Annotated in this window: 17 protein-coding genes and 1 pseudogene; 11 read left to right on the plus strand and 7 right to left on the minus strand. The window is 63.6% G+C overall.

Annotated elements, in window-relative coordinates:
* Positions 1-22 precede the first annotated feature (22 nt).
* Positions 23-688 carry a DUF2161 domain-containing phosphodiesterase gene (locus tag RXV90_RS08205; RefSeq protein ID WP_316648056.1) on the plus strand — a complete coding sequence of 222 codons (666 nt, stop codon included), beginning with the start codon at positions 23-25 and terminating at the stop codon, positions 686-688.
* A 43-nt stretch (positions 689-731) separates the two neighbouring features.
* Here the strand turns inward: RXV90_RS08205 and RXV90_RS08210 are convergent, their stop codons facing one another.
* Positions 732-1,766, minus strand: a complete 1,035-nt coding sequence (locus RXV90_RS08210) for a TraB/GumN family protein (protein WP_316648057.1) — start codon at positions 1,764-1,766, stop codon at positions 732-734.
* Between the two features lie 271 nt (positions 1,767-2,037).
* Here RXV90_RS08210 and groES point away from each other — a divergent pair, with 271 nt between their 5' ends.
* The 5 genes from groES to RXV90_RS08235 all read left to right on the plus strand — a co-directional run bounded on the left by groES (position 2,038) and on the right by RXV90_RS08235 (position 5,879).
* Positions 2,038-2,325 (plus strand): co-chaperone GroES, encoded by a 288-nt coding sequence (gene groES / locus RXV90_RS08215; RefSeq protein WP_316648058.1) that lies wholly within the window; start codon positions 2,038-2,040, stop codon positions 2,323-2,325.
* Positions 2,326-2,378: 53 nt separating this feature from the next.
* Positions 2,379-4,022, plus strand: a complete 1,644-nt coding sequence (gene groL, locus RXV90_RS08220) for a chaperonin GroEL (RefSeq protein ID WP_316648060.1) — start codon at positions 2,379-2,381, stop codon at positions 4,020-4,022.
* A gap of 486 nt (positions 4,023-4,508) precedes the next feature.
* A complete protein-coding gene (locus RXV90_RS08225) occupies positions 4,509-4,763 on the plus strand; it encodes a PepSY domain-containing protein (RefSeq protein WP_316648061.1) in 255 nt (84 codons plus the stop codon).
* Positions 4,764-4,830: 67 nt separating this feature from the next.
* A complete protein-coding gene (locus RXV90_RS08230) occupies positions 4,831-5,370 on the plus strand; it encodes a cytochrome b/b6 domain-containing protein (RefSeq protein ID WP_316648062.1) in 540 nt (179 codons plus the stop codon).
* Entirely contained in the window at positions 5,367-5,879 is a 513-nt protein-coding gene (locus RXV90_RS08235; RefSeq protein WP_316648063.1) for a helix-turn-helix transcriptional regulator, read from the plus strand. The genes RXV90_RS08230 and RXV90_RS08235 overlap by 4 nt, the downstream gene beginning before the upstream one ends.
* A 269-nt stretch (positions 5,880-6,148) precedes the next feature.
* Here the strand turns inward: RXV90_RS08235 and RXV90_RS08240 are convergent, their stop codons facing one another.
* Positions 6,149-7,666, minus strand: coding sequence for an ABC-F family ATP-binding cassette domain-containing protein (locus RXV90_RS08240; RefSeq protein ID WP_316648064.1), 1,518 nt, complete (start codon positions 7,664-7,666; stop codon positions 6,149-6,151).
* 405 nt (positions 7,667-8,071) lie between these two features.
* On the opposite strand from RXV90_RS08240, the gene RXV90_RS08245 reads away from it, so the two are divergent.
* Together RXV90_RS08245 and RXV90_RS08250 are read left to right on the plus strand one after the other, a co-directional pair.
* Positions 8,072-9,157: a sensor histidine kinase gene (locus RXV90_RS08245; RefSeq protein WP_316648065.1), complete on the plus strand. Its 1,086-nt coding sequence runs from the start codon at positions 8,072-8,074 to the stop codon at positions 9,155-9,157.
* A complete protein-coding gene (locus RXV90_RS08250) occupies positions 9,154-9,333 on the plus strand; it encodes an ATP-binding protein (protein WP_316648066.1) in 180 nt (59 codons plus the stop codon). Before RXV90_RS08245 ends, RXV90_RS08250 begins: the two co-directional genes overlap by 4 nt.
* A 169-nt stretch (positions 9,334-9,502) precedes the next feature.
* Here RXV90_RS08250 and RXV90_RS08255 read toward each other — a convergent pair whose 3' ends face one another.
* The 3 genes and pseudogenes from RXV90_RS08255 to RXV90_RS08265 all read right to left on the minus strand — a co-directional run bounded on the left by RXV90_RS08255 (position 9,503) and on the right by RXV90_RS08265 (position 12,447).
* Complete coding sequence (locus RXV90_RS08255; RefSeq protein WP_316648067.1) at positions 9,503-10,285, minus strand: hypothetical protein; 783 nt, start codon at positions 10,283-10,285, stop codon at positions 9,503-9,505.
* A 288-nt stretch (positions 10,286-10,573) separates the two neighbouring features.
* Positions 10,574-10,741, minus strand: a pseudogene (locus RXV90_RS08260) (IS5/IS1182 family transposase); the annotation flags it as partial.
* A gap of 131 nt (positions 10,742-10,872) precedes the next feature.
* Complete coding sequence (locus RXV90_RS08265) at positions 10,873-12,447, minus strand: long-chain-fatty-acid--CoA ligase (protein WP_316648068.1); 1,575 nt, start codon at positions 12,445-12,447, stop codon at positions 10,873-10,875.
* Positions 12,448-12,805: 358 nt separating this feature from the next.
* Here RXV90_RS08265 and RXV90_RS08270 point away from each other — a divergent pair, with 358 nt between their 5' ends.
* The 3 genes from RXV90_RS08270 to RXV90_RS08280 all read left to right on the plus strand — a co-directional run bounded on the left by RXV90_RS08270 (position 12,806) and on the right by RXV90_RS08280 (position 14,834).
* The gene (locus RXV90_RS08270; protein WP_316648070.1) at positions 12,806-13,270 is read left to right on the plus strand and encodes a hypothetical protein; all 465 of its coding nucleotides are present in this window, start codon (positions 12,806-12,808) and stop codon (positions 13,268-13,270) included.
* A gap of 38 nt (positions 13,271-13,308) precedes the next feature.
* Complete coding sequence (locus RXV90_RS08275) at positions 13,309-13,902, plus strand: histidine phosphatase family protein (RefSeq protein ID WP_316648071.1); 594 nt, start codon at positions 13,309-13,311, stop codon at positions 13,900-13,902.
* A gap of 305 nt (positions 13,903-14,207) precedes the next feature.
* Positions 14,208-14,834, plus strand: coding sequence for an ankyrin repeat domain-containing protein (locus tag RXV90_RS08280; RefSeq protein ID WP_316648221.1), 627 nt, complete (start codon positions 14,208-14,210; stop codon positions 14,832-14,834).
* A gap of 189 nt (positions 14,835-15,023) precedes the next feature.
* On the opposite strand, the gene RXV90_RS08285 is transcribed toward RXV90_RS08280, so the two are convergent.
* Complete coding sequence (locus tag RXV90_RS08285) at positions 15,024-15,437, minus strand: universal stress protein (protein WP_316648073.1); 414 nt, start codon at positions 15,435-15,437, stop codon at positions 15,024-15,026.
* Positions 15,438-15,564: 127 nt separating this feature from the next.
* The gene (locus tag RXV90_RS08290) at positions 15,565-16,047 is read right to left on the minus strand and encodes a DUF411 domain-containing protein (protein WP_316648075.1); all 483 of its coding nucleotides are present in this window, start codon (positions 16,045-16,047) and stop codon (positions 15,565-15,567) included.
* Positions 16,048-16,192: the final 145 nt, after the last annotated feature.

Genomic DNA, 16,192 nt, shown 5'->3' on the forward strand with positions numbered 1-16,192 from the left:
GGATTGCCGTAATGTGGCCCTCATGCGCGAGGCGGAGCTTTACGAACCGGTCAAATCCCTGCTCGAAGCCCGGGGCTTCGAAGTGAAGGGCGAGGTCGGCGCGGCCGATGTGGTCGCGGTCCGCGGCGACGAGCCGCCGGTGGTTCTTGAACTGAAGACGGGCTTCACGCTCGCACTCTACCATCAGGCGGTGCGGCGGCTCGCGCTGACCGACACGGTCTATATCGTCGTGCCCCGGCCCACCGGGAAAACCGCGCGCCGGCAGATCGCCGACAATCTCAGGCTCTGCCGGCGGCTGGGGCTCGGGCTCATCACCGTCACGGGCGGTCTGGCCGAGATCCGCTGCGATCCCGGGCCCTATCGGCCGCGCAAGTCGAAGGTGCGGGCGGACCGGCTCCTGAAGGCCTTCGCCCGGCTTCAGGGCGATCCGAACGATGGCGGGGCCACGCGGCACGGGCTTGTCACCGGCTACCGGCAGGAGGCGCTGCGCTGCGCGGCCTATCTGGCGGAGACGGGGCCGGAGAAGGGCGCGATCGTCGCGCGTGCCGCCCGCGTGCCACAGGCCACGCGGATCATGGCCGACAATCACTATGGCTGGTTTCGTCGCGTCGAACGCGGGATCTATGCGCTCACGCCAGAGGGCCGCGCGGGGCTGACCCATTGGGCGGGAAGTTGGGAAGGGGAGTGACCCGGCCCCTTCATTTTGGCAGAAGTACTCAAATGGCGCGCCGTCACAGCCGGGTCAGACGGTAGCCCAGGCGTTCCAGCGTCATCAGGACGCCGGTTTCCCCCGACAGATGCGCCGCGCCCACAGCGATCACCGCGTCACGGCCCTCGATCAGGGCGGGCAGCTTCTCGGCCCAGTCGCGGTTCCGCTCCACCAGCACGGTCTCGAGGAAAGCATCGACCGACGCGTTGCTGCCGGTCAGAAGTCTGGATTGCACGCGGCTGAACTCCACGAATTCCCGGTGCCGCCCCGAAAGGTAGCTGTCGAGCGTGGTGGCGATCATCGCCGCGCCGTCGATATCCATCTGAAGCGCGACCTTCAGCATCTCGACCTGTTCGTCGAGCGTGCCGGCCGAGATCACCTCGAGGATCCGGTCGAGATCGTCGAGCGTATCGATTGCCAGGCCCAGGCGCTCCGCCTCGGCTTCGAGCATCGCGTCAAGCCCGGCTTTCCCGGCCTGCTGATCGACGATCGCGCAGGGCGGCAGGGCGAGCGTGACGCTGACGAGCCAGGGGCGGAACTGCGCGGCGACCATGGCGGGCACGCCGCGCTCCTCCAGCCGGCCCGCAAGCAACGCCCAGGTCTCGTCCCCCAGAAGATCGATCAGCGAGGGGCCCTCGGTCAAAAACGCGACCTCGGGGTTCGCCATGATCCGCTGCTGAAGCGCGGCCTGGTCCGAGGTCGTCGCCTCGAGGATCAGCACGTCGGCCCCGGCCATCGCCGGGGCCACCTCGTCGCGGATCGCGGCAAGGCGCGGATCGTGGATATGCACGGTGCCGACCACATGCACCGTCTTCCCGTCCTTCTCGGCGCGCCAGATATTGCCCTCGGGATAGGCGTGGGCGGCGGTTTCCGCCCGAAGCTCGGCCTTGAGGTCGGCGGGAAGCGCCGCGATCAGGTTTTCGCCCTCGCAGGCCGCGTAGGCGGCGGCGGGCATCAGAAGGCTGAGGGCGAGGGCGGTGAGGTGGCGCAGCATCAAGGGGTCCTTCAGGCGGCAGGAGGGCAGGGGCATAAGGCCAAGCGCGGAAAGATTAATCAACCAAAACGGGCAGCAGTTTGGCAGGGAAGGGCCGGGGCCGGCTATTGTTCGCAGACTTGCCACAAAGCGTTCCGCCCCGGGCCGGTTGCATTGCGGCCCCTGTCGCGGTAGTCCTCGCCCTCCAGCCGGGCCTCCTTCGGGCCCGGGCCGCGAAAAAATCTTCGCACCCGTTGGTTGACACACGCCATCCGCTTCCTTATCTCCGCGCCGTTAGCACTCTCTGCCAGTGAGTGCTAACATGGGAGAAAAATGAACCAAGGAGCGTTCGAAGATGGCATTCACTCCGCTGCATGACCGCGTGCTCGTCCGCCGTGTCGAGTCGGACGAAAAGACCAAAGGCGGTCTGATCATTCCCGACAGCGCCAAGGAAAAGCCCGCTGAAGGCGAAGTTGTCGCTGTGGGCGCAGGCGCCAAAGACGACGACGGCGATCGGATCGCGATGGACGTCAAGGCCGGCGACAAGATCCTGTTCGGCAAATGGTCGGGCACCGAGATCACGCTGGACGGCGAAGAACTTCTGATCATGAAGGAAAGCGACATCCTCGGCGTCATCGCCTGAGGCCCGCCCCTTTTCGGTCTAACTGAACAAACGTATTAACAGGAGACAGCAACATGTCTGCCAAGGACGTCAAATTCGACACCGACGCCCGCAACCGCATGCTCAAGGGTGTGAACATCCTTGCCGACGCGGTGAAGGTGACGCTCGGCCCGAAAGGCCGCAACGTCGTTATCGAGAAGAGCTTCGGCGCCCCCCGCATCACCAAGGACGGTGTGACGGTGGCCAAGGAGATCGAACTCGAGGACAAGTTCGAGAACATGGGCGCGCAGATGGTGAAAGAAGTCGCCTCGCGCACCAATGACGAGGCCGGCGACGGCACCACCACCGCCACGGTTCTGGCCCAGGCCATCGTGAAAGAGGGCATGAAGTCGGTTGCCGCCGGCATGAACCCGATGGATCTCAAGCGCGGCATCGACCTCGCCGTGTCGAACGTGATCGAGCACATCAAGAACGCCGCCCGCGAAGTCAAAGACTCCGACGAGGTTGCGCAGGTCGGCACGATCTCCGCGAACGGCGAGGCCGAAATCGGCCGCCAGATCGCGGACGCGATGCAGAAGGTCGGCAATGACGGCGTGATCACCGTCGAAGAGAACAAGGGTCTCGAGACCGAAACCGAAGTCGTCGAAGGCATGCAGTTCGACCGCGGCTATCTCTCGCCCTACTTCGTCACCAACCCCGACAAGATGACCTCCGAACTGGAAGACGCCGTCATCCTGCTGCACGAGAAAAAGCTCTCGTCGTTGCAGCCGATGGTTCCGCTGCTCGAGTCGGTCATCCAGTCGCAGAAGCCGCTTCTGATCATCGCCGAAGACGTGGAAGGCGAAGCCCTCGCCACGCTCGTCGTGAACAAGCTGCGCGGTGGCCTGAAGATCGCCGCCGTCAAGGCTCCGGGCTTCGGTGACCGCCGCAAGGCCATGCTGCAGGACATCGCGATCCTCACGGGCGGCCAGGTGATCTCGGAAGATCTCGGCATGAAGCTCGAGAATGTCACCATCGACATGCTCGGCTCGGCGAAGCGCGTTTCGATCACGAAGGACGAAACCACCATCGTCGACGGTGCCGGCGACAAGTCGGAAATCGAAGCCCGCGTGGCCCAGATCCGTGGCCAGATCGAGGAAACCACCTCGGATTACGACCGCGAGAAGCTGCAGGAGCGGGTTGCGAAGCTCGCCGGTGGCGTTGCCGTCATCCGCGTCGGCGGCATGACCGAAGTCGAAGTGAAAGAGCGTAAGGACCGCGTCGACGACGCGCTGAACGCCACCCGTGCCGCCGTTCAGGAAGGCATCGTGGTCGGCGGTGGCGTGGCGCTCGTTCAGGGTGCCAAGGCTCTGGAAGGCGTGAAGGGCGAGAACAGCGACCAGGATGCCGGTGTGGCCATCGTGCGCCGTGCGCTCGAAGCCCCGCTGCGCCAGATCGCGTCGAACGCAGGCGTCGACGGGTCGGTCGTGGCCGGCAAGGTGCGTGAATCGGACGACCTGTCGTTCGGCTTCAACGCCCAGACCGAAGAGTATGGCGACCTGTTCAAGTTCGGCGTCATCGACCCGGCGAAGGTTGTCCGCACCGCTCTGGAAGACGCCGCCTCGGTGGCGGGCCTCCTGATCACGACGGAAGCCATGGTTGCCGACAAGCCCGCCAAGGAAGGCGCGGGCGCCGGCGGCGGCATGCCCGACATGGGCGGCATGGGCGGCATGATGTAAGCTGCTTCGCCGGACGTCTGGCAGAAGAGTTGGGAAGGGGTCGCGCAAGCGGCCCCTTTTCGGTTTATCGTGCGCACGCGGCGAAAGGAGCGGACACGCGCGAGAAACCTTGCAGAGCCTGCCTGTCCGGACGGTCGGGCCCTGGCCGGTGGGCCAGCTGCCCTCGATTCCGGGCAAGGGAAGGATAGGCCGGCCATTCGCGCTAATACACTTTGATCACCGGTTTGCGGACCAAGGGGTCGCCAGCCAAACAGGGTGGCCTGGCGACTTACGGCGAAGGAAGTGACAAACGGACCGCCAATCCAAAGGTACCACCAAGCACAGGCAAGAAGCCGCTCAGTTTGGCATAATCCAGTGATATAATTGTGGCTGCTTTTCGGTTGAGACGACCGACTAGACCGAACGGTTAGTTCACATCTCCCAATAAATGCACTCCCTACAGGGCATCGGGCGCAAGGTCCCGATCCATTCACCCAGGAGCAAGCAATGTTCAGAAAATCCGCAGCCACTCTCGCCGTTTCGCTTTTGCTGACGGGGGCGGCTCTTGCATCGGGCAACGTTGAACTGACCGACGAGAACACCGCGCAGATCCGCACACTTCTGACCGAGCAGGGATACGAAGTCGGCAAGATCAAGATCGAAGACGGAAAGTACGAGGCCTACGCGAAAAAGGACGGCCACCGTTACGAGGTGTTCATGAATGCCGCCTTCGAGATCGTCGAGATCGAAGAGGACGATTGATTGGCGTTGGCCGCAGGCTCTCGGATCTCCGAGGGCCTGCGGCGGGTCGTGCAGAGGAATATCCGCCATGCAAAGATTGAAAGTTTGGGATCCCGTGGTGCGGGTCTTTCACTGGTCGCTCGTGGCCGGGTTCGCTGCCAACGCGCTCGTGCTGGACGATGACGGCAAACTGCATCAGTGGGTCGGCTACATCGTGGTCGCGCTCGTGATCCTTCGCCTGATCTGGGGTGTGGTTGGAACACGCTTTGCGCGGTTCTCTTCCTTCCCGCCGGATATCTCCGCGTCGCTAGGCCAGATGCGCGACATCCTGAACGGCATCCGACGGATCCACATCGGGCATACCCCGCTCGGCGCGCTGATGATCTACAATCTGCTTCTTTCGATGCTCGTGATCGGGGTGTCCGGATGGCTGATGACCACGGACATGTTCTGGGGGGTCGAATGGCCCGAAGAGCTTCACGAAACTGCCGTCGCGTGGGCCGAGGTCTCGGTCGTCCTGCACGTCGCCGCCGTTCTCTTTGAAAGCTGGCGGACGAGCGTGAATCTGCCACGCGCCATGATCACAGGTTGTAAGGAAATTCAAAAGGACCAAGAAATGGTTGCATGATTTCCGACTCCGCCGTCCGGCATCCAACAGCCCTGATCCTTTTGATGGCGGTGCAGCTGGCCTGCGCCGTCTTTTTCGTCACGGACGCGGTTCAGGACTTTTTCGAAGGCGGGCCGGGCAGTCTGGACGGGCATCTCATCATCGAGGCTCTTGCGACCCTGAGCCTGCTCATTGCGTTCGCACTGGAAGGCCGGATACTCGCCAGCCTCCGCCGCCGTGAAGCCCACCTCGAAGAGAGCCTGAAAAATGCCAGCGCCGAGGTGCACGCCGTGATCATGGCACAGTTCGACGCTTGGTCGCTCTCCCCTGCGGAACGCGACATTGCCTTGTTTCTGGTAAAAGGGCTCTCGACACAGGAGATTGCCGAAATGCGGGACAGCGCAGAGGGCACCGTAAAGGCGCATTTCAACGCGATCTTTCGAAAGGCTGGCGTCCACAGCCGGGTAGAACTTCTCAGCCTTCTCATCGATCGTCTGCTCGGCAGCAGGCTGCAAACGTTGAGTGAGTGATCGCTACGCGTGGCACCGTCATCGCACTGTAATCCCTGCCGCGGCAAAGTCCGCCTTTGCGCTACAACGACTGCTCTTACCGACGTCGGCCATTCGCTGCGGATGCGATCGATGTCACTCATGGGCTCCTACCGGACTTGCGGCGCGGAAGCGCCCCTGTGACCCTGGTCTGAAGCAGCCCTGCAGAACCGGCCGAGGTAGGGCTGCAGACGCGCAAGGCCGCTCGCCCGGGGCGACGGCCCGGCAGGAGGATGCCGGGCCATCGGAGCTTACGCCCCATTCATTTCTCCCGCAAGGAACGGCTCGGGGCTGTCTACTTCCTCGAGCCTCTTGCCTTTGATCTGCCAGAACCGGTTGCCGACATTGCGCAGGAAGCTGCGGTCGTGACTGACAAGCAGGCAAGATACGCTATGCGCAACAAGCTCGTCCTCCAGCGCTTCCTGCCCTTCGATATCAAGATGGTTGGTCGGTTCATCCAGCAGGTAGAAGTTCGGATTGATGAGCCGCAGAACCAGCAGGGCCAGCCGCGCCCTTTGCCCGCCGGACAGGGCGCCGACCCTGGTGTCCTGCATCTGTATCTTCAGGCCGGCGCCCGCCAGAACGCCGCGCGCGCGCTGGTCGCCGATATCGAATTGCCCGGTCACAACGGTCATGGGCGTGTCGTCGTCCGAAAACTGGCTCAGATGCTGATCCGAATAGGCCGACACCACCGAAGGCGCGCATTTCACCGGGCCCCCACCGCCATCCAGCGACTGCTGGATCATCCTGACCAGCTGGGTTTTTCCGGTGCCGTTGGCGCCAAGAAGCACGATGCGATCGCCCGGCAGGATCCATTTCTGTCCTGTCTTGTACAGCAGCCGGCCATCCGGCGTTTGAACCGGCACATCCTCCAGTGTCACCAGCGCCTTGGCATGGGTGCCGCTGTTTGACAGCCTGATCTCTCCGGCGCTCCGGTCGCTATGGGCGGGTCTGGCCGCGGCCTCGATCTGCGCCGCCCGGTCGTTCAGCTGCTTGGTCTTGGTCACCAGCAGGTCGGAGCCGGAGTTGATGCCGATATTCTTCAGCTTCGCGGCCTGCCTGCGGAGCTGCTGGGCCTTGTTCAGGTCGTTCGCGAAGCGGCGCTGATCCGCCCCGTCGGCCTCGTCAAGCGCCGCGCGCGCCGCCGTGTAGGGCAGGGAAAACACGCGCGAGCGTTCCGGGCGCAAGAAAAGCGTACGGTTGGTCGTGGCATCCAGAAAGGCCCGGTCATGGGAGGTGATCACAACCGGCACATCGCGCGGCAGGGCCGACAGCCACTCCTGCAACAACCCGATGCGCTGCAAATCGAGGTGGTTGGTCGGTTCGTCCAGCAGCAGAAGACCGGGCTCCCTGATCCATGCTGCGGCCAGAAGCGCGGTGCGCTGCCAGCCACCGCTGAGCGCGCTCAACGGAAGCTGCTGCAGGTCATAGGGAACGCCGAGGTCCCCCAGAACCACATCCACACGCCAGCTTTCGAACGCCGCCTGTTCGGCAGGCAGCGCGTTCAGAACCCAGTCGTAAATCGTCAGGGCATATGCGTGGTCCGGCACGTTCTGCGGGACAAAACCAACCAGCAAACCACGCGCGCGGACGATCTCGCCATGGGTGGGGTCGAATGTGCCGGAAAGGCATTCCAGAAGGGTGGTTTTCCCGCACCCGTTTGCCGCGACCAGCCCGATGCGGTCGCCTTTGGAAATTGTCAGGTTCAGGTCTTCAAAGAGGGGCTCACCAAGGATCACGCTCAAAGCGCTGATGTTCATGACAGTCATTGGAGTCTCGGGTCTTACAAAGAGATGCCGCAGCGCGGCTTTGGGCAGACCGATCGAGATTGTGCCTCTGGCCAGCCCTGCAAACGAATTTACAGGGCGAAACGGGGACCATGCTGAAGTCGGCGGATGATACGCATGTTCAGCTTGTGCCCTCCCGTTGTTGAGTGTGACTGTTCCGCACGAGGTTAGAAAACAAAGCCAGTCTCAGCAAGGGCCTCGCACGATGAAGGCACACCGGCGGCGTAGGGCAGAAGGGTTTCGGTCCGGGCCGTAAGCGGCCATTCGCGTCACCTCTCTCCGGGGTGTTCCTGTCGCAACCGCCGCGGCCAGGTGATACTCTGCGGCCAGATGACACGTGGAGAGCTGATCGCCGCCTTGTGCGCGGACCCTCTTGGTTAAGAAACATTGGACATCCCGGCAGACGAAAACCCTTCCGATCCCACGTTGCGCCTGAGGATCATGGCCGCGAGCATCGGCGGCGAGATTGGTGTGCCGTTCCTCGAAAAGCTCGTCGGAACGCTCAAGGATGTCATGGACGCGGAACTGGTGCTGATCACCCTCGGCGAGGGGCACCCACCCACCCGCGCCCGCGCCATTTTCGCGATCGAGGCAGGGGTCGCGGTCGAGAATATCGAATACGATCTCGACGGCACGCCGTGCCAGCAGGTCTATCAGGGCAAGACCATCGTCATCCCCACCGATCTGGCTGACCGGTTTCCGAAGGAAGAGGGGCTTTCAGGCTATGTCGGCGTTCCCATTCACGATGGCCGCGACCACGTGATCGGCCATATCGCGGTCTTCTCGAAGGTGCCGATAAGATCGCCGGAAGCGGCGGATGCCATTGTCCGGATCTTCGGGGCACGGGTGGAGGCGGAGCAGCGCCACAAACAACTGGCCGACGAACGCGACAAGCTGATTGCCGAACTGGTGCAGACGAACGAAACCCTGCAGGCCCGAAACCAGGCGCTGCACGATGCCAACCAGACCAAGACGGCGCTTTTGGGCATGGTGACCCATGACCTTCGCAACCCGCTATCCGCCATCGTCGCGCAGACGGAACTCCTGCAATCGCTCATGGGCAGGCAGCACGCCGATCGCGAAAAAATCGAGGGCCGGATCGCCAGGATCATGGCCAATGCCGACCGTCTGACCGGCGCGATCGATGCCACGCAGACGCGCTGCCGGTCGGAAACCGGAGAGATCGAACTCCGGCGGCGGCGGGTGGATGTCTCCATCCTCGTGGCGACCGCAATCGAAACCAATTCGCGGGAAGCCCGCCGGAAATCGATCACGCTTGCCTTCGACGGGCAGGCGAACTGCTGGGCCAGCCTCGATGACAGCCTGTGCCTCGAAGCCATCGACAACCTGATTTCAAACGCAATCAAGTACTCACAGCCGGGTACGGAGGTGCGTGTATCGGTTCGAAGCGACGACACCAGTTCACCATTCTGGTCAGGGATCAGGGGCAGGGCCTGTCCGACGAAGACATGAAGAAGGTGTTCACTCCGTTTCAGACATTGTCGGCCCGCCCGACCTCCGGCGAGAGTTCCACGGGGCTCGGCCTCGCCAATGTGCAGGCAACTGCCCGGGCCCATGGCGGGGCGGCAACCGTCGAGAGCGATGGCACGGGATGCGGGGCAACCTTCGGGATCGTGATGCCTCAGTAGGTCGTGCCGGGCCGGGCCCGCCCGGCGGGCTTGCGGCGCTCTACTCCCCGGGCAAGGAGAGGATAAGCCAGCCATTCGCGCTCACACATGTCGACGGCCGCGATGCGGACGAAGCTGACCGTCTCGGCTGACCCATTTTCTCGTCGTAGGTCCTGATTGTTCGACTATTTCATGGCAGCCAGATCTCGCGCACATAGACCGGCACGTCCATTACGGCCACGATCTCTTCCGAGCCGTCCAGAAGGGAGCCGAGTTCGGGAACGCTACTTTTCAGGCTGAACTCCCCGGAGCTTGGTTTGCCCAGCGATGTACTTGCCACCAGATCCACCATTTGCCGGAACCGGTAGATGCGTGAGAAATCGGGAACACTTGCCAAATGCGGGAACGCTTCTCCAGGCGTCCAGCTGGGGGTGCCGGTCTTGTAATCCAGTTGGAAGCTTAGCGTGCCGCCACTCGAAACTTCGACTTCCCATGTGTCCGAGCGCGCCCGGCCGCCATTCGCCGGCCCTTCGACGGATGACTTCCGAGGGATCTCCGCAGCTAGGTTGACTTTGTATGGATCTACCTCCGGCGTCGTCGTGTAGATGCGCAAGACAAAGAGGCGGACCTCTTCGTCAGTAGTCTGCTTTCCGAGGGACACCAGCGCCACGGCGCGGCGGCTGGCCGGCGCGAGAGGTTTTCCCTCTGCGTCGTACTGCACCAGGCTGTCGATGAAGACGAGTAGCAGGTTGGCGCCGCCAAGTGGACCACTCGGGAAGGGAACGGATGACCATCCCTCCGGCAGGAATGTCTGCACTGTATCCGCGGATGCACTAACACCGACAAGTACTCGACTATCGACATTCGAGCCGACTGGGGTCTCCGCTTCCGCTTCCGCTGCGCACTGAAACGTCCAAAAAGCGATGACTGTCAGAAATAGGCATAGGTGCCGTCTCAAGGTGATCCCAAGCATCACCGTCTCCCCTTCCCCATAGGCCAGAGACTCAAACGCAGGATCCGGCATCTCGCCGGATTTCTCCGCCCGATGCACTGGCACAACCTGGAAGCTCCCGGCCGGGATCTTCCAAAGCCATCATGCCAACTTTCCATCCTTCAAACAACTCGCGTCATTTAGGCCGAACCGCACATCCCGAACGCGATGGCGCAGACTGAATGGATGACCGCTCCGGCCCAATTGTGTTGAAGACGTCGGGTTGAGGAGCGCGATCGGATCGTGGTCGCATGCGCTTTCGCCCGGCTCTCAGGCCGGGGCGGGCGTCGCGGGGATCAGTTTGGCGAGTTTCCTGGGGTTCTGGGCCGTTGCGGCGAGGAGGAACTTGTCCTTGGTGCCATTTGGTCCGCTGAGGCGCAACCGGTCGAGCCGGAGAATGCGTTTCTGGTGTGCGAAGAGCATCTCCACCTCCTCGCAGAGCCGCCGCTCCGACGATTTCGCCCCAACCTCTGCTTCGCGGGCGAAGCCGCCGTTGGGGCCAATTCCTTGAAAGCTTGCTCGGCGAACATCCCTGCGGTGTGTGGCCCACACAGAGGATTTGCAGCAGATCAGTTCTTTGCGAAGCTATTGCGCAAAGTCTGTTTGGTCACTTTCCCGGCGCCATTCCGAGGCAGCGCGGCTGCATATTCTACGTGTGCCGGCACTTTGAAACCCGCCAGTCTTTCGCGCACGGTGGCCTGTATATCCTCTGAAGTGGCGTCCGCGCCGTCTTTCAATACGACCACGGCCAGGCCGACTTCACCCCACTTCGCATCGGGCACCCCAATCACGGCAACTTCAGCAACGGATGGATGGGCAAGGATCGCATTTTCCACTTCGGCCGGATAGACGTTTTCGCCGCCGCTGATCAGCATGTCCTTAATGCGGTCGCGAATGTAGAGGAATCCTTCTTCATCGACTGAACCTGCGTCGCCAGTATGGTACCAGCCGTCACGAATGGCTTCGGCGGTTGCCTCCGGCCTGTTCCAGTAGCCCGTTGTCAATTGCGGCGTCCTGCAGGTGATTTCGCCGATCTCGCCGACGGGCAGCTCGACGCCATCCGGCCCGACAATCTTCATTTCCGCGTCGGGAAAAGGCTTTCCGCAGGACTCGAGCCGCCGTCCCTCGCGCAATTCGGCCGGGTCGAGGGCGCAGAACATGCAAGTGGCTTCAGTCATGCCATAGACGTGGATGAAGCCGGTTTCCGGAAAGACAGCCTGAGCACGCTTTAGCAGTTCTGCCGGCATCGGGGATGCTCCGAAGGCCACCGTCTCGAGGCCTGTGATCGTCAGCCCTCGTGCTTCCATCGCCAGCACAAGCATCTGGATCACTGCCGGGATCATAAGGGTGCAGGTGATCTCCCGCTCGGCGATCGTACGAAGCAGACTGTCGGGAGTGATGTCTACAACAAGCGTATTGCTGCATCCCGCCGCGAGACCGAAGAACAGCCACGCGTTCCCGGCGACATGAAAAAGGGGCATGCAAACGAGGCTGCGAGACGTCTCCCTGAACGGTCCAAGGAACTCTACACCGTTGCGGCACAGGGCCAGAACGTTCTCGTGCGAGAGCAAGACACCCTTGGGATTACCCGTGGTTCCCGACGTGTACATCTGGAAGAGCGTGCTCTTGCCATCCCGCTGTCTGCTGTCGAATGCGAGGTCCTGCCTGGAGTTCCATCCATCGTAGGATCCATCTGCGGTAATCGCGATCACCCGCTCACAGCTTTCGCATTCGGTTTCCGCCAACTCCGCGGTTTTCAGAAAGTCAGGGCCTGCAAAAATGAACCTGGCCCCGCTATCGCGGACAATGAACTCGATTTCACCCTGCGCGAGCCGGAAATTGAGGGGAACAAGAACCACGCCCGTCATCGATGCCGCCATCATGAGATCGACGAAGGCCACATCGTTCTTCGACAACAGGGCTACGCGATCTCCCGGGCCCAGCCCCTCGTCCGAGAGACGCGCTGCCAGTCGCTTTGCCCGGATCAAGAGATCCGAGTAGGTCAGTTCCGCCATCTCGTCCCGCACGGCCACCTGGCCGGGGCGTTCCTGGTCATGGAAATGAAGAAGATCGTGAATGCAGGTACAGCTGTTGATGCGGGCAAGAATGGCGTCGACCCCATCGTCATCGGATCCACTTCTCATCCCAGCGGCAGTTTCAATCGTCCGAGTCAATTCAGGTTCTCCAGGGAACAGGCGGAACGCATCTTCTTCATTCGCCGCCCACACTAGCAGATTTGACCGCTTTGGCCCAAAGCCGTCGTTGGCGTCAGCTGCGCGATCTCGGGGAACCCCGTTCTGAAAGACGCGACGAGCCGGGCGAGAAGGGGGATGAGGCCATCGGGCCCGCGCGGGGGAGGTGTCTCTCGGGCGAAAGGCCGACCGTTCCTCTGGCGCGATCCTCCGAACCCATGCCCGGCGGGGTTTCCCCCGCGTGACTCCGGGCAAGAGGGCCGCCTTGCCGTCACTCGCCCGACCGCGCTAGCCTTCGCCGCGAAACGTATTGTGGAGTTCCGCCGCTATTACCGAGGACAGCGCATACCCCCCGGCGGCCGATGCCGGCAAGGTCGGTTCCTACCTGGCGGCGGCGAAGGCCGGGGGCGGCTATGTGTGGGACGAGGTGCTGGAATACAGGGTCTGGTGCTCTCCGCGCCTCGGGGCCGGGGATCAGATGGACGGCAGCGATTATTACTACGCCTTCGACACCTGCGAGGAGGCCATGGCCTTCGCGGCGGCCACGAACGGCGCGAAGGAGCCTCTGGCCCTGATCCTCCAGCGCGAATACATCGACGAACCCGCCCCCGGCGAGTACCGCCATGTGCAGGAAGAGCGCGTGGCGGAATGGCCGGTTGCCTTTCTCGCCCGCCCGCGCAGGACGGGCAGAACCATTCCCGATTTCCTCGCCCCCGACGCGCCGGAAAACAGGCTGGCCATCCTGCGGGGCGAGGCGCCGCCGCCCGGCCACTGAGGGGGACGGGCAGGCCCCCTTCCACCCGGCGCGGCTCCATGCAATCAGAAGGCGTGCGCCAGATCGTCCGATATCTCACCCACCCGCAGGTGGTGATCGATCCCGAACGGGACGTGCGCAACTGGTCGCTGAACGCCACGGGGGCCGCGCGGGTCGCGGCCCTCGCGGAGCGGCCCGGCGCGCTGGCGGGCACCCGGCGCGTGGTTTCGAGCGCCGAGGCGAAGGCGATCGAAACCGCCGAACCCCTGGCAAGGGCGCTGGGCGTTCCGGTGGAGGTGCGCCCGGCTATGCACGAGAACGACAGAAGTGCCACGGGGTTCCTCGAACCCGAGGAATTCGAGCGGGTGGCGGACCAATTCTTCGCCGCGCCGGATGCCTCCGTCCGGGGCTGGGAACGGGCGCGGGACGCGCAGGCGCGGATTGTGGCCGAGGTGGAAGAGGTGCTGGCCGGGCCGGGTGGCGATCTTCTTCTGGTGGGACACGGCGCCGTGGGCACGCTGCTTTACTGCGCGCTGGCCGGGCGTGAAATCGACCGGCGCCACGATCAGATCCCGGGCGGCGGCTGCTGGTTCGCCTTCGACCGCGACACTCGGCAGCCCGACGGGGGCTGGCGGCCGATGGAAGAGTTCTGACGCTGGTTCAAGAGGCGAGCGGGACCGGAAAGACGACGAGGGCCGGTTCTGGGGCCTTCGCGTTACATACCTGGTTCGTCCGGCGCGTCCCGCGTCCCGCTTGACGGCAATCACACGCGTTTTGTGCCAGACTGCGCTCAACCCCAAAGGGTCGGGAAAGTCACGAAACAGCTGACCTATGTGTCGGCGATCCTGATGATCCCGGCAGTGGCAACGGCCGGCCCGCTCCATGATGCCGCCGCCAGGGCGGCACCGCCGGGATCGAGGCGCTCACAGACGACGGTGCGGATTTCAACGCCGTGCAGATGGTGACACCCCTCGTGATGGCCGCGCTCAGCGGGCAATCCGAGGCCGTGGCCCTGCTGCTCACACGCGGTGCTGATCCCGATATCGAGACGTCGGCGATGGGAACCGCGCTTCACGCCGCCGCCCAGCGCGGGTTTCAGGAGGTGGCGCGTGCGCTTCCGGACGCGGGCGCAGGCACGGAAACGGGCAATCCCGATGGCTATACCCCCCTGATGATCGCCGCCCTGAAGAACCAGACGAACGTGCTGGGCCTGCCAGTCGAGGACGGCGCGGATATCCACGCGATGGGCGTTCCGCGCGGCAACGGCATGGGCGGAAACGGCAGGATCTGCGCGCTTCACGTCGCCGCCTTCGACGGAGAGACGGAAGCGGCGGGCCTGCTCAGATCCACCGGGGCCGGGCCGCTCGGCACCGAGGCACAGTGGCTGGCGTTCGAGCCCGTGATCCGCACGATGGGCGGCGCGTCCCTCCACGTCGGCGAGAAGGCGGGGATGGATGCTGGCGGCGCTTTTCGCGGGCCTCTTCACCGTGCGGCAGGGCGTCATGTGGGCCATGATCCATGGCGCGCTGGCCTGCCGGAAGGCGGGCATCCCGGTTCAGGCCCTTTCCGATCTCGATGGGCATGATGCGGCCCTGATACGACTATTTCGCAGCAACCGCCCCTGCGGGCACCTATGACGCTTCCGCCCGCCAACATGACGACCTATGCCCCGGCTCCTCGTCGACATGACGCTGAAGGGGCCGGACGAGGGGCTGGGCGACAAGGCGCTGACGGCGGTGATCGACGTGCTCGAACGCGCGCACCAAGCGGATCGCTAGCTTCGTACCACGTAGACCGAGCACTTTGCGTGGGTCACGACATGGCTTGCCGTGGTGCCAAGAAGATAATCCTGCACCTTGGGGTTGGCGGATTCCATCACGATGACGTCCACGTTGCGCTCGTCGGCCAGCTTCACGATCTGGCGGTGCACCGCGCCCTTGCGCACGACGGCTTCAAGTTCGACGCCCTCGGCGGGGTGGGTCTGCAGGAAGCTCTGCAACTGCTCGCCCCAGAAGGCTTCGGAATCGCGGATGTTCAGGTTGCGCTCCATTTCGGGTGCGACGGTGGCGACGAGGAGTTTCGCGCCCCGGCGTTTCGCCATGGCGATCGCTTCTTCATAGGCGCTGTAATCGGTTTTCAGGTGGCGCAGGTTAACGGGGCAGAGGATCAGCTTGGTGTCGCGGGGCATCTTGTCCTTTCTCGGTTCAGACAGGTCTTTTCGCCGGGCGCAAGCGCGGTTTGCCTGCCCGGGCGGCAGACCATGACTAGCACAGCTGGCGCGGATCGTCTGCCCGGGCCGGGCGAAGCGGCCTCGATCAGGCCGTTGCGGCGTAATGGGCGAAAACCTCGGTGCGCCCGTCCTTGCCGATCAGGAAGACGGAATAGGCTTCCCTCTGATCCTCCGGCCCCATACCGGGCGAGCCGTACGGCATGCCGGGTACGGAAAGGCCAATCGCCTCCGGCTGTTCGGCCAGAAGGCGGCGGATGTCGGCGGGCGGCACATGACCTTCGATGATATACCCGTCCACCGCCGCCGTGTGGCAGGATGCCATGTCGGGCGCTATGCCGCTGGCGGCCTTGAAGCGCTGCAACGCGTCAAAGGACGCGTTCCGAACCTCCATGTCGAAACCGGCGTCGGCCATGATCTCGATCCACGCCGAGCAGCAGCCGCAATTGGGATCCTTCACCACCTGCACCAGCGGACGGGATTGGGCCAGCGCGGGGCAGGCCAGCCCGGCCCCGGCCAAGGCAAGGCCCGACAGAACATGTCGGCGGTTCGGCAATCCGGGGCGGCTCATGATGTAATCTCCTGGCTGGTTTCAGGCGTCTGGCAAGGGATGGCGATCCTCCCGCGTCCCCGCAATGATATGTGTCCTATCCCGGCGCAGTCGACAGCGCGAGGCGGCCTGCGACGTCCTGCCGCCGGAGGATCGCGCCCGCGCG

The organism is Ovoidimarina sediminis, assembly GCF_032586175.1.
In the GTDB taxonomy this organism is placed as follows: Bacteria; Pseudomonadota; Alphaproteobacteria; order Rhodobacterales; family Rhodobacteraceae; genus Ovoidimarina; species Ovoidimarina sediminis.